Below are 12,394 nucleotides of genomic sequence, written 5' to 3' on the forward strand. Positions count from 1 at the left end.
ATAATGGAATGAATAGAATATTAATTTAAAGGTTCTAATTTCATCATTGCACCAAAATATTGTGAAGCAGTTGTAAAAGAGATAAATGCACATAATTCACTTATTTCCTCTTCAGTGAAATATTCTTTTAAAATATCAAAAGATGAATCAGCTATGTCACCCTTTTGTTTTAAAAAGACTTCTGCAAATCCTACTGCAATAGAAGTTTTTTCATTAAACTTATCTGGATCAGGTTTTCCTTTCGCCTTACAATACTCACATCCGTTACTTTGGGCTAATGTTCTCCTTACTTGTTCCTTTAATTCAGATGTTAGTAGTCCATCTTTTTCTAACACATTTCCTAACTGATTCCATCCTTCCATTACTTCTTTATTATGCCCCAATAGTCTCTGAAAATGTGTTTCCCCGAAATTAGATCCAACAATCCTTGCCATATAGGTACCTCCCTGTTATATTTAATTACAAATTAATTATAAAAAATAAAATCACTAAAACAAATTAAATTTATAACGATTATCAAATTAATCTTTTATAAAATTAACGATTATTGGGGATAGACTTTAAAAATGAAAATAGATGATATTGATAAAAAAATTTTAGATGAACTACTTAATAACAGCCGTCTATCAATGAGCGAGCTTGGGAGAAGGGTGAATCTGTCCTCCCCATCAGTAACAGAACGGGTAAGGCAAATGGAATCATTTGGAGTTATAAAAAAATATACTTTAGAAGTGAATTATGAAAAATTAGGTTTACCAATCCAATGCATAATTGAAGCAACAGTTAAAAATGGTGACTATAAATCTTTTAAAAATTATATTGAGAAACTTCCAAACGTCGAATTCTGTTATCGAATAGCAGGAAGTGCGTGTTATATGCTTAAAATGCAATTTGAAACGTTCGATAAAACAGAAAAGTTTATTGATGAAGTAAATCCAATCGCACATACTGTAACACATTTTATTTTTTCACAAGTTTCAACATATTTAAAAATTAATATGGATTGATAAGTTTTCAGTCAAAAGCAATACTCTTTATTTACCAGACAGTTAATTGAAATAGCATGCTTAAATAATAATGGAAATTCTTGAACGAGTTCCTGCTTATTCCACAAAATGGCCCGATTCTGGTATAACCTTATTCAATAATTGCGCCCGATTCCAGAAGACTATAGATTTCTAACCTTCGGCATCTGCCTTTGTTCTATGAACAGTACCAAAAGGATGATTAGGTGGTGCATAAATTGAATAAAGCTTTAACGGTATATTACCTGTATTGGTTACATTATGCCAAGTATTGGCAGGTACTATAATGGCAAAATCATCACCCGCATTTCTTACAAAATTCAGGTTATCTTTACTCTTACCCATCTGAACAAGTCCTTGACCTTCCTCAATTCGTAGAAATTGATCAACCTTAGGGTGAATTTCCAACCCTATATCATCTCCAACGTCAATACTCATTAAGGTCACCTGCAAATGACTTCCGGTCCATATAGTATCTCGATAGGTATTATTTTGTTTAGCAGCCTGATTGATATTTATTACAAAAGGTTCTTTTCCATGGTCATTTAATATGGAACTAGTATATCCCTGAGTGTTTGGATATGACCAATATTGATTTGCATAGCGCCTAGCATATGACATATTTCCATAGCCAAGACCAAACATATTATCATGATTACACATTTGCCCATTACTATAATAAGTGTTCGAATAATAAGGATACATATAAAAAGGGTTATTCATTAAAACATACCTCCAAAGATATATGATTATAAACCCATCATATGTCCCGCGGATTTAGAAGTTCATTGCTAATTCTTATTCCGTTATCTGGCCCGATTGCGGAATGAAAAATTCCTGCATTGATACAGGAATTTTAATCAAACTTTATTATAAATTATCGAACTTTTTTACAAATTAGCAGACTTTATTTTAAATCAACATTAGTTGGATAGCCTCGATAATCGGCTGATGAACTTGATTATTTGAGCGAAAAGTAAGGTTGTTTAAAATTTTAGAAAGGGACTTTCGATAATGACCTTGGTAAGAAGCGTGCATTTTCGTATAGATTTTTTCTTTGTATTCCCGGTTATTTTTTGTCATGTCCTTAATAATATCCCGAATCATATCAGAGCTAACAATAGGGAATAGAGTATCTTGAATGACCCCTTCTGGGTTATCTACGGTCGCTTTTAATAAATTGACAATATGTTTATTTTTCCCTTGGACTCTTTCTAATTCTTCTACTGCTTCTTTTCGGGTTGTATTTTTGGCCTTATTTCCGAATTTTAGCGCAATTTCATCCAATAAATCAGCTAAATAATCAATGACTTCCTCATGACGATGCGAAAATAAAATGGCAAGAAGGGTATAGCGTATAGGTGCAGGGTGAGCACGCAATTCCGTTACGGTTTCGGTAGCTGCACGTAGTCGATATTTTTTTACTAGTTTAGGAGACATCTGTTTACATAAACCATCAGGGATTTGAAGATGTTGAATGGCTAATAGTTTTTTGATTTCCATTTCCATCGTACTTACACTTGGTTTGCCTGGAGAGGATAGCAACTGGCGAAAGGTTAAAATGTCGTTGTTTTCTTCATCAGGAATTTTAGCTTCGAAATAACCATCGGACCCTTCATCAGAGTGTGATTCAAGAAAGGCATCTAATCGTGAACAGGTCTTAGGAGAAAGTTGTTGATAGGTCATTTTATATAAATTCTTTTCAAAATGATCGATAGCAGATTCAATCATTCGCTTCAAACTTCCTAATGAAGGAGGTTCAACTTTCCACGTACGAAAGAAACTGTATGCTTGATTTTTCAAGTAGTCGGTATCATGTGTAAACTGAACCTGTTCTCCTAACCACTCTGCGAAGAGATGTTTGTCGTTTGCAGTAAGTTCTCGAAATCCAAAAAGGTTACGTATTGCCTTTCGATGTTCCGTATAACTTCTTTCTTTTCCACCCCAACCATAGTTGTCAAAAAAGTCCTCTACCGAAGCATCTACTTGATCAGCTACATGTTGGACAACTTCTTTGGGCACATCTTGCTTCTTGTTAGGAAACTGTGCTTCCTGTTGGAAATATTTAAGAAGGACAGCAAACCCTAAACGGTTTGCGCTTGTTTTCTTACTTAGCACTAAGTGATTTTCATTTGGCAATAAACTAAAATGTTCATCGAGTTCATTTTGATTCCAATTTCTCTTCAATGGTTTCCCTCTTCTCACTATGTCATTTTATAAACAGTATAAATTTCGACATAGTGAGCTATCAACAATACTTATCGAAATTATCAAAAAACAACTTTACTTTTATTGGAAATAATCTTGCGGACTAGAGCAGCTACCCTGTCACTAAGCCTATCGGAAGGAAACAAATAGTTTGTCCTGATTCTATCAAAAGGTTTATTTTTTGATACCAACATTTTTAGGCATGAAATGTCGGCAATTATTATCTATTTTGTTTTAAAGTAAATATTGAAAGGGAGTAAACTTATGGATTGGCTAGAAAGAATGAACAATGCGTTAAACTACATTGAAAATAGCTTGAATGAAGAAATAGACTACAAAGAGATTGCAAAAGCAGCTAATTGTTCTGAGTTTCATTTTTCAAGAATGTTCTCTTCAATCTCAGGTATATCGCTATCAGAATATATTAGACGTAGACGGTTAACACTCGCAGCATTTGAAATTCAAAAAAGTGATATTCGGATCATTGATGTGGCAATTAAATATGGTTATGTTTCTTCTGATACTTTCTCACGTGCTTTTCAAAAAATGCATGGAGTAACCCCTTCCAATGCTCGTAATAGAGGGGTACAGTTAAAAGCCTTTCCCAGAATTTCCTTTCAAATTTCTATTAAAGGAGATACCGAGATGGAGTACAGAATTGAAAACCTTGATTTTGAATTAAGAATTGTTGGAAAAAGTAAGCCAGTAAAAACAAGCAGAGCATTTAAAACAATCCCTACGCTTTGGAACACTGCGAAAAAAGATGGATTTATGCAAGAACTAGTAGATATGTCATGGGAAAATCCAAAATGCACGCTTGAAAGCCTTCTGGGGGTTTGCGGAAAAGAAGCTGCCATAACAGATGAACAATTTTCCTATTTCATGGGCGTAAGATACGATGGGGAATCCCCAGAAAATATGGAGACGCTTATTATTCCCGCAAGTACATGGGCAGTTTTTCCGAACATAGTGGATGCATGGAAACGTTTATATTCCGAGTGGGTCCCTACCTCCGAGTATGAACTTGCAAATTTACCGTGTATAGAATGTTATTACGGTCCGAAGCATAAACCAAGACACGAACTCTGGGTCCCTGTTATCCCGAAGTAAATTACATATTCAGTAATAGAATGCTGTTTATGGAGTAACGAAAAAAGAGCCTAATTTCTCAATTTAGGTGATGGGAAATCAGGCTTTTTATATTGGAAATTCCTTATCGTTGTAAATCCGCATTTTCCTGACGCTACCCCAGTTAGAAGAGATGGGGGTGCAATTCATTTCTTTAAAAGAAAATATGGATACAAGAACCTCTACAGGCAAAGCCATGTTCCAAATGATGTGTGTCATTGCAGAATTAGAAAGAAACCTTATTGCTGAGAAAGTAAAGGAAGGACTTGAAGCAAGTAAAAGGCGTGGGAAAACATTAGGTAGACCCAAGTTGGATAAAGAAAAGCTTGCTGTTGCGCTAAGGATGTATGATAGTGAGGAATATTCCATAAAGGAGATTGTCTCGGCAACTGGAATATCACAAGGTTCCTTATACAGAGCAGTCAATAGAAGAAAGCTTGAAGAACTAAAAAAATAGGATTTTATTACTTCTCCAAAGTTACTTTGCGGTCTACAGCAGGAACCCTGTCACTAGGCCTATAAGGAAAATACTCCTGGCTCAATATCCAACTGTTTTGCCAAATAGTCAAGCAAGAAGTCGGGGATCTCCTTTATATCAGTTAAGCTCCATCCTGGATAACGGAGTAGTGCTAATTGGACAGCAAAGCCTAACCGGTTGTAGTCTCGTCGGTGACGATTTATGATTTCCAAATCATGTTGCGAGAAGGTATAGTAAGTAGCAAGCTCCCATTCACCATTGGGAGGGGTCATCCATTCTTGTCGCTGGTCTGTTGTAAGAAGTTCTTTACCGCGCAAGGTATCTGCTCCTTTCTTTGATTTTCATACTCCTTTACACGTCGATAAAAAGTATTTGGCTTTAAATCAAGACGCTTCATTCCTTCCGTCGCAGTGATTGATCCAGATTTCCACTCATCATACACCCGAATAAAATCTGCATTAATCTCGTACTTACGTCGCCCAAATCTCACACCCTTCTTCTTTGCCACTTCAATTCCTTCGGCTTGCCGTTGCTTATTTTTTTTACGTTCTTGCTCGGCTACATAAGAAAGCAGGCTTAAAAATTGGTCCTCCATTAACTTTCCAAGATCGCCCATTCTTCGGAATTTTCGGCTATCAAAAAGCGTCTCATTTTCTAGTACCACGATATCTGCGTTTAGCTGCCGTGTAATATACTTCCACTCTCGAATAATACCATCATAGTCCCGACCTAATCGGTCCAGTGCATCAAGATATATCAAATCCCCTTCGCGAATGATTAAAAGCATCGCCTGATACTGCGGCCGATTAAAATCTTTTCCACTTTGCTTGTCAATAAAGATATAACGTTCTTCAATTCCAAGTTCACGGAATTTTTTAAGCTGCCGTTCTGGATTTTGATCCTTAGCAGAAACGCGAGCGTACCCTAGTTTCAAAAATATCAACTCCTAAACTATTAAACTATGTCAAAAAGTATATCAACAAAATGAAATGTTTCAAAATAAAAAAGCACACTTTTTGACACACAGAATATTATCTGTTTTCCAACGTGTCATAAAGTATACTTTTTGACAGTAACCATAATATGAAAAATACCTTACATTACTGTTGTTAAATGACAATAAAGATATTTAAACCAGTAAATAAATACATTATTAGCGTTGTTTAAAAACGTTATTAGGTTACCTTTGTAAGATTAATACAGGAAATAGAGGTTGCATAAAACCAATTTTTTATGTAGTAAGAGGATTCTGAAGAAGCTTGAAACGTTGATTTTATCAACGATGTATTTTTAAATAAGAACCTTGTATATCCGTTTAATGGATGTTACATAATAAAACCGATAAATCACATAATATTAAAAAAAGAGTATATATTTGAGGTTATAATAAATGATAGATCCTTGGAGATGTTAGTATCGAATGATTTATTAGTAGATATTTACCGTAACGCTGTTGAGCGAAAAGTTAATAATGGTCTCATTCAAACATCCTTTAATGAAATTTAAAAAAGAAATTTAAGAATTAATAGACCTAGTGAATTACAACAGCTACTCGGGGCTTACGGAATCTGTCAGAGCCGATGTAGGAATGATGTTTATAAGTAACTAATAACGAAAGTAACCTTTCCTTAACATTAGGAAATACTTGAGTAATAGGAAATTTCTGAATTTTATTATTGTGCTCTTTTTATTATAAGGAAACAAAAAAACTGAAATGGAACAACCGTTTGATACACTGTTCTATCGTTGTTGATTGTCATTTTCTTGTTTTTTTGAATTGTTAGCAGCTGAATGGGGATCAACTGGGTCAATAGTATGTTTATATTGGTATGCTTTCGATGTAGTGGTTAAACTTAATATTAAGATAATAAAGATAATGACTAAGCTTACAATCAAAAAATTCGCCATTTTTATAGTTCCTCCTCAAATATTTATATAACTAAATGATTTTATTTATAAATTTACATGACCTTACTATCTTCTATATAAAGTTTTCTGAATTTCTAAGATCAAAATCTAGGTTCAACTTTCTTTCTAACTTATCTATATTTCCTCCCTCTTTTACAAACAATTCTAACTTTTCAGCCATCAGTTTTCCTATTTTACTATCTAACTGTTCATGATTAAGTAATGATTTTATTTTTATTGTTTCTGGGGTGTTATCCCTACGGAACCATTGTCCAGGGACCTGTTCCCATAAGTTTTCCCACTCATCTAACAATTCAATTTCATTTAAAAAGAATTTTTGTAAACCACATAACCAAGCAGTACAACTAGTATTTCTTTTTTGGCACCCTAAACCGTCTTTTAAAAGCTCACACCCTTGACAACAAGAGTTCCCACTTTTTATACAAACCTCACAAATATAATGTGACCCAACTAATTGAAGTACCTTCAATCCATATTGGATAATGTCTTCTCTTTTTATTTCTATACTCAACTTATTCGCTCCATCCGCAATTAAATTTCTCCCTTAGATTAACCAATTTTTTACCCAATCCGACCATGGCAAACAGGTAACTATGTATCCATCCACGTACCTATGAACGTTATTCTGCCCACATTGTCCACCTCTTAGTTCTGCCCATTTAGTATAATTTTCTAGTATGCCTTGTACCCCGCATCCAAATATGTCCTTCCCCCTCTAAGTTTATCCAAACATAGTGACCTATTTTTTCTATAGCTACTACCTTACCTATTTTTTCGACATTAGGTTCATGATAAATGACCTCAACTAGATCACCTATAACAACCTTGTTCCCGTCTTTATCCTTGTAAGATTTTATGTCCATTTCCCCACCATCCTTACTAGTAATTCTATCTTTCTATAAAGGGGGATATTTCCTATTTCCATTAATTATGTTCTTAGGCTGGTGCTTGGACATAATGAGAGCACAGGTAAAAAGGAAGTCAATTAGTTCCAAAAAGTGCAATAGGTATTTAAAATATTCCTTAACTTAAGCAAAACACTCAGTAAGTACCTTCAAAAACTACTTTGTTTATTATATAGGCGTTCAGCAGTAGGAGCAGGTATTGTAGTCTCTTATCCAATGTTGAAAAGCAATAATTATATTACGAAAAGAGAAAAGACACATACTCTACCGTTGTTCTACTTTTTGTTCTTGTACTTTTTCGATTGTTCGTTTGAGATTAATTGGGTTAATAGTATGTTTAAAATATCCCGTTGGATAAAATATATAAAATTTTATATATTGTGTTATTAAACAAAACCCTTGCTCCTATTCTCATGTATTTCACCTCAAAAATTCCTTTTGACATAATTAAGGAAACAGTGTAAATTCATATCATAATATATTCAAATAATCAGATATAGAGATATGCAAATATTATAAACGAAGAAGGGTTGGTTATGCAACATAAATGGTTTTTTACTGGGAGATATAATGGGTATTCTTTACCGAATTTTCAAAAAGACCTATTGTCTGGTCTAGTCGTTGGTGTCATTGCTATACCTTTGGGTATGGCGTTTGCAATTGCTTCTGGTGTTAAACCCGAATATGGAATATATACTACAATTATTGCAGGTATTTTAATTTCACTATTTGGTGGGTCAAGGTATCAAATTGGTGGACCTACAGGAGCCTTTATTCCTATTTTATTTGGAATAGTCATGACTTATGGATATGAAAACTTATTAATTGCTGGATTTTTTGCAGGTATTATCCTATTTTTAATGGGGATTTTTAAACTTGGTTCATTAATTAAATTCATTCCAAGGCCAGTGACTATAGGCTTCACATCAGGAATAGCCGTCATTATTTTTGTGGGTCAGATTGCTAATTTTCTAGGCCTTACAGGGGTAGAAAAACATGAAACCTTTTTAAGTAATATCAGAGAAATTATCATTCACATTCATTCTATTAATTTTTATAGTGTATTAACTGCTGGAATATGCCTTATTGCGGTCTTGTTAACGCCAAAATTTTCCCCGAAGGTTCCAGGACCACTAATAGGATTATTATTTTCTACAGTGATAGCCAGCATATTTTATCCTAATCAAATAGCCACAATTGGCTCAACATTTGGTGAGATTCCAAGTGCCTTACCTCATTTTAAGGTACCTGAAATGACCTTTGAACGCGTGCAACAATTAATTGGGCCAGCTTTTGTAATTGCATTGCTTGGGGGTATCGAATCTTTATTATCTGCAGTGGTCGCTGATGGTATGACAAATAGTAAGCATAATAGTAATCGAGAATTAATTGGTCAAGGTATCGCTAATATGATTACTCCTTTATTTGGTGGAATTCCTGCAACAGGAGCCATAGCCAGAACAGCGACAAATATCAAAAATGGTGCGTTCTCGCCATTTTCCGGAATGATTCATGGAATTGTCGTTTTGTTAGTATTAGTACTTCTTGCTCCTTATGCTTCAAGTATCCCATTAGCCAGTATGGCCCCTATCTTAATGGTTGTAGCGTGGAACATGAGTGAGAGGCATGTATTTTATCACGTGTTAAAAACAAAAACGGAAGATTCACTTGTTCTAGTTGTTACTTTTTTATTAACGGTTTTTGTTAATCTTACAGTTGCTGTTGAAATAGGTCTTTTATTAGCAGTGGTTTTATTTACAAAAAGAATGAGCGATATTACGGTAACAGTCAAGGCACTACCTAACCCAAACAATAAACATGAAAAGATGGAATCTAAAATGGTGACAGATGCTCGTGACTGTCCTCAAATTAGTATTTATAATGTAGAAGGTCCTTTATTTTTTGGGACTGCTCAAGCGTTTGAGCACTCAATAATGAATACGATCAACTACAAACCGAGAGTTTTACTCTTAAGAATGGGAAAAGTCCCTTTTATGGATACAACGGGTGAATCTTATTTATCAAGTATCGTAAAGGATTTTTCCAAACACGGGGTTGTATTGATATCTGGTATTAAACCTCAACCTAAAAGCGTTCTAGTAAAAACAGGTTTATTTGAATATATAGGAGAAGGGCGTTTTTTTGATCGTACTGGAAATGCAATAGATTTTGCACTTGAACATCTAAATAAGGACAAATGTCTTGGATGCAAACATTTTGCTTTTAGGGAATGTACAGTCTTTTCGGGTGCACATGAGAACATTGAAAAAAAAGGAAAAGTAGTTACGACATCTTAATTGTATCTAGAAAGAGAGGGAAATAAATTGAACTTAGAAATGCAACGGTTTAAAGCTGAATTTTTTAAAGCTCTTGCTCATCCACTTAGAATAAGAATTCTTGAACTTTTAGCTGACGGAGACAAAAATGTAAATGAAATTCAAAATCTTGTAGGAAGTGAAGGTTCGGCAGTATCGCAGCAATTAACAGTCTTGAGAGCAAAAAATATAGTTACAGGTACCAAAGATGGTAATCGGGTCGTTTATTCCTTAAGAGATCCTATGATTATTGAGTTGCTCAGTGTTGCTCGTCAAATTTTTAATAATCACCTTGTTGATACGATAACAATGTTAGATAAATTCAATGATACAGATAATGAGGAATAGAAAAAAAGAAAAGGATAACCTTTTCTTCAAATTTGAAAAGAGTTTAAATGAATTTCATCTAATTCAAGAGATCATGACAGGATATAATCATATAAGGAACTCGCTTTCAAGTTCGTAATTGCTATTCTTACGAAGTTTTAAAAAAGGAAATTGAAATTAACTCTCATATAGAATTAACAATAATGAATGGAGGAAAGAAATTATGGTTAATGTGCCAAATTGCCCAAAATGTAGTTCAGAATACACTTACGAAGACGGAAGTCTTTTTGTTTGTCCAGAATGTGCTCATGAGTGGACTTTATTAGAAAAAGAAAATGATAATAGTGAAGATAAAAAGATTTTCAAAGATGCAAATGGAAATGTCTTAAATGATGGTGATTCTGTAACAGTTATCAAAGACCTTAAAGTAAAAGGAAGTTCATTAGTCGTAAAAATAGGTACAAAAGTTAAAAATATACGTTTAGTTGACGGAGATCATGATATTGATTGTAAAATTGATGGTATTGGAGCTATGCAATTAAAATCTGAATTTGTTAAAAAGATATAAATGTTTCTAAAGGGTATCATTTGAAAAAGGTGTGAAAAAATGGAGACACAAATTTCATCAACCTTCTACTATATAAAAACTAAAGACGAAATCGGGGATACTATAAGAACAGCTGTTTTTAAGCTTAAAAATGGATTATTTCACGCGTATTCTTCTTATGATCAAAAAGATGATAAAAAAATTATTGGTTTTGGTGAGAGTGAAAATGATAAAACAGCTATAAATTTATCAAAACAAGACCTAAGAAAAGAATGGGAAGCAAAAAAAGGCATAAATTTTTTGGATCATACCCTTTATTAAAATTTTTAATAAAGGGTATTTTAGTCAGTCTTCTATACTATTCCATAATCAGGCGCTTATCTACAGTATGTTTTTCTACCGTATCTAACGTATGTAATGATACAAAAACGACCAGATTTCTATCTATGTGGAAACATTATATACTGATATTTCTTATAGTATTCAACGTATCCAAAGGTATGGGGAAATAGACTTGGGTAACTGGAGAAAGAAACAACCTTGAAGTTTAGTGTGGAAGTGTACTTCTTCCAGATTAAACTTCAAGGACAGTAAGCGTTAGCGCGGTAGGTGTGATAGATAGGCTCGTTGCCTGATGGAAAACATACTAAGCCTAAAGTATCAATTGTACCCACTGGGGGCTCAAGTCACGTCCTTAATACGTGTATCTATGACTACATGTAATCAACGATAAAAGGTGCATTCTTTCAACTTTTATGAGCTGATACTGTAGATAACTACCCAATCGTTGAATAATTAAATCCCAATTTCTCATTTAAATCACTGAGAGATTGGGATTTTTAATACTGGAATATCCTTAACGTTGTAAATCCGCGTTTTGCTGGCGGTACCCCTATTAGCATTTTTTTCATTTCGACCATTCCTTTCTATTTTTTCAATTTTTTGTTCTTTAAGAATATATCACGATTTTATTTTTCCACAAATAGGGAATTATTCATATTTTTATAATTTTTAAAAAATTAAAGAACTATATAGGAGTACTGACAGCAAAACGCTTTTACAAAGAATAGTTCACTCTGCAGACAACCTTTCATTTACACAAAAAAAGAAATTAACAACGCTTCATTGGCTCTGTGGCGAAATTAATTTCTTTTAAACGGGATAATATCTTTTAAATGTAAATGACTTTTGATTTAAACATAGTAAAGCAGCCATTAAGGCTGCTCCGTAGTAGTTATTAATCAATCAATTTAATTACAGTGCCATATCCTGAAACCATAACATTTTTATCTTGATTAAAAAATTTAGTATCATAACGGATATGGATAACTCCATCCCCACCCATGCTTTCAGCGTATTCCATCACTTGCAAATTAATTTTATTAAATGCCTCCGAAATGAGGTCTTTTTCTTTTGTAAAACTAATTAATTTGTTCTCTTTTACAGGTGTTGTGATGTAATTATGGTAAACATCTAATACTTCATATTTTTCTTTAATATCCCCTGTCGACATAATCATTTGATTTTTCCTC

General features: G+C 33.7%; 13 protein-coding genes and 3 pseudogenes. 7 read left to right on the plus strand and 9 right to left on the minus strand.

The window, feature by feature from the left end; genetic code table 11:
- Positions 1–20 precede the first annotated feature (20 nt).
- Complete coding sequence (locus MHI57_RS24155; protein WP_116354206.1) at positions 21–434, minus strand: carboxymuconolactone decarboxylase family protein; 414 nt, start codon at positions 432–434, stop codon at positions 21–23.
- A gap of 132 nt (positions 435–566) precedes the next feature.
- Here MHI57_RS24155 and MHI57_RS24160 point away from each other — a divergent pair, with 132 nt between their 5' ends.
- The gene (locus MHI57_RS24160; RefSeq protein WP_116354207.1) at positions 567–1,007 is read left to right on the plus strand and encodes an Lrp/AsnC family transcriptional regulator; all 441 of its coding nucleotides are present in this window, start codon (positions 567–569) and stop codon (positions 1,005–1,007) included.
- Positions 1,008–1,178: 171 nt separating this feature from the next.
- Here the strand turns inward: MHI57_RS24160 and MHI57_RS24165 are convergent, their stop codons facing one another.
- Together MHI57_RS24165 and MHI57_RS24170 are read right to left on the minus strand one after the other, a co-directional pair.
- Positions 1,179–1,748: a cupin domain-containing protein gene (locus MHI57_RS24165; RefSeq protein ID WP_223254522.1), complete on the minus strand. Its 570-nt coding sequence runs from the start codon at positions 1,746–1,748 to the stop codon at positions 1,179–1,181.
- A 198-nt stretch (positions 1,749–1,946) separates the two neighbouring features.
- A pseudogene (locus MHI57_RS24170) lies at positions 1,947–3,212 on the minus strand (DUF4158 domain-containing protein); the annotation flags it as partial.
- A 285-nt stretch (positions 3,213–3,497) separates the two neighbouring features.
- On the opposite strand from MHI57_RS24170, the gene MHI57_RS24175 reads away from it, so the two are divergent.
- Positions 3,498–4,343, plus strand: coding sequence for an AraC family transcriptional regulator (locus MHI57_RS24175; RefSeq protein ID WP_010731423.1), 846 nt, complete (start codon positions 3,498–3,500; stop codon positions 4,341–4,343).
- Positions 4,344–4,482: 139 nt separating this feature from the next.
- A pseudogene (locus MHI57_RS24180) lies at positions 4,483–4,818 on the plus strand (recombinase family protein); the annotation flags it as partial.
- A 62-nt stretch (positions 4,819–4,880) separates the two neighbouring features.
- On the opposite strand, the pseudogene MHI57_RS24185 reads toward MHI57_RS24180, so the two are convergent.
- From MHI57_RS24185 to MHI57_RS24205, 5 genes and pseudogenes are all read right to left on the minus strand, one after another.
- Positions 4,881–5,111, minus strand: a pseudogene (locus MHI57_RS24185) (DUF4158 domain-containing protein); the annotation flags it as partial.
- Positions 5,108–5,773 carry a recombinase family protein gene (locus MHI57_RS24190; RefSeq protein WP_251162682.1) on the minus strand — a complete coding sequence of 222 codons (666 nt, stop codon included), beginning with the start codon at positions 5,771–5,773 and terminating at the stop codon, positions 5,108–5,110. The pseudogene MHI57_RS24185 and the gene MHI57_RS24190, both read right to left, overlap by 4 nt.
- Positions 5,774–6,579: 806 nt before the next feature.
- A complete protein-coding gene (ytzI, locus tag MHI57_RS24195; RefSeq protein WP_251162683.1) occupies positions 6,580–6,747 on the minus strand; it encodes a YtzI protein in 168 nt (55 codons plus the stop codon).
- A gap of 73 nt (positions 6,748–6,820) precedes the next feature.
- The gene (locus MHI57_RS24200; RefSeq protein WP_251162684.1) at positions 6,821–7,279 is read right to left on the minus strand and encodes a DNA mismatch repair protein; all 459 of its coding nucleotides are present in this window, start codon (positions 7,277–7,279) and stop codon (positions 6,821–6,823) included.
- 148 nt (positions 7,280–7,427) lie between these two features.
- Positions 7,428–7,631: a hypothetical protein gene (locus MHI57_RS24205; RefSeq protein ID WP_251162685.1), complete on the minus strand. Its 204-nt coding sequence runs from the start codon at positions 7,629–7,631 to the stop codon at positions 7,428–7,430.
- A gap of 578 nt (positions 7,632–8,209) precedes the next feature.
- Between MHI57_RS24205 and MHI57_RS24210 the strand changes: the two genes are divergently transcribed.
- From MHI57_RS24210 to MHI57_RS24225, 4 genes are all read left to right on the plus strand, one after another.
- Positions 8,210–9,970, plus strand: coding sequence for a SulP family inorganic anion transporter (locus MHI57_RS24210; protein ID WP_251162686.1), 1,761 nt, complete (start codon positions 8,210–8,212; stop codon positions 9,968–9,970).
- Positions 9,971–9,997: 27 nt separating this feature from the next.
- Positions 9,998–10,336 carry an ArsR/SmtB family transcription factor gene (locus tag MHI57_RS24215; protein WP_251162687.1) on the plus strand — a complete coding sequence of 113 codons (339 nt, stop codon included), beginning with the start codon at positions 9,998–10,000 and terminating at the stop codon, positions 10,334–10,336.
- Positions 10,337–10,538: 202 nt separating this feature from the next.
- A complete protein-coding gene (locus MHI57_RS24220) occupies positions 10,539–10,883 on the plus strand; it encodes a zinc ribbon domain-containing protein YjdM (RefSeq protein WP_251162688.1) in 345 nt (114 codons plus the stop codon).
- 39 nt (positions 10,884–10,922) lie between these two features.
- The gene (locus tag MHI57_RS24225) at positions 10,923–11,183 is read left to right on the plus strand and encodes a hypothetical protein (protein ID WP_251162689.1); all 261 of its coding nucleotides are present in this window, start codon (positions 10,923–10,925) and stop codon (positions 11,181–11,183) included.
- Between the two features lie 916 nt (positions 11,184–12,099).
- Here the strand turns inward: MHI57_RS24225 and MHI57_RS24230 are convergent.
- Positions 12,100–12,381 (minus strand): heavy metal-binding domain-containing protein, encoded by a 282-nt coding sequence (locus MHI57_RS24230; RefSeq protein WP_251162690.1) that lies wholly within the window; start codon positions 12,379–12,381, stop codon positions 12,100–12,102.
- Between the last annotated feature and the right edge of the window lie 13 nt (positions 12,382–12,394).

Origin of the sequence: Cytobacillus sp. FSL K6-0129 (assembly GCF_038007625.1) — a bacterium.
Lineage (GTDB): Bacteria > Bacillota > Bacilli > Bacillales > Cytobacillaceae > Cytobacillus > Cytobacillus kochii.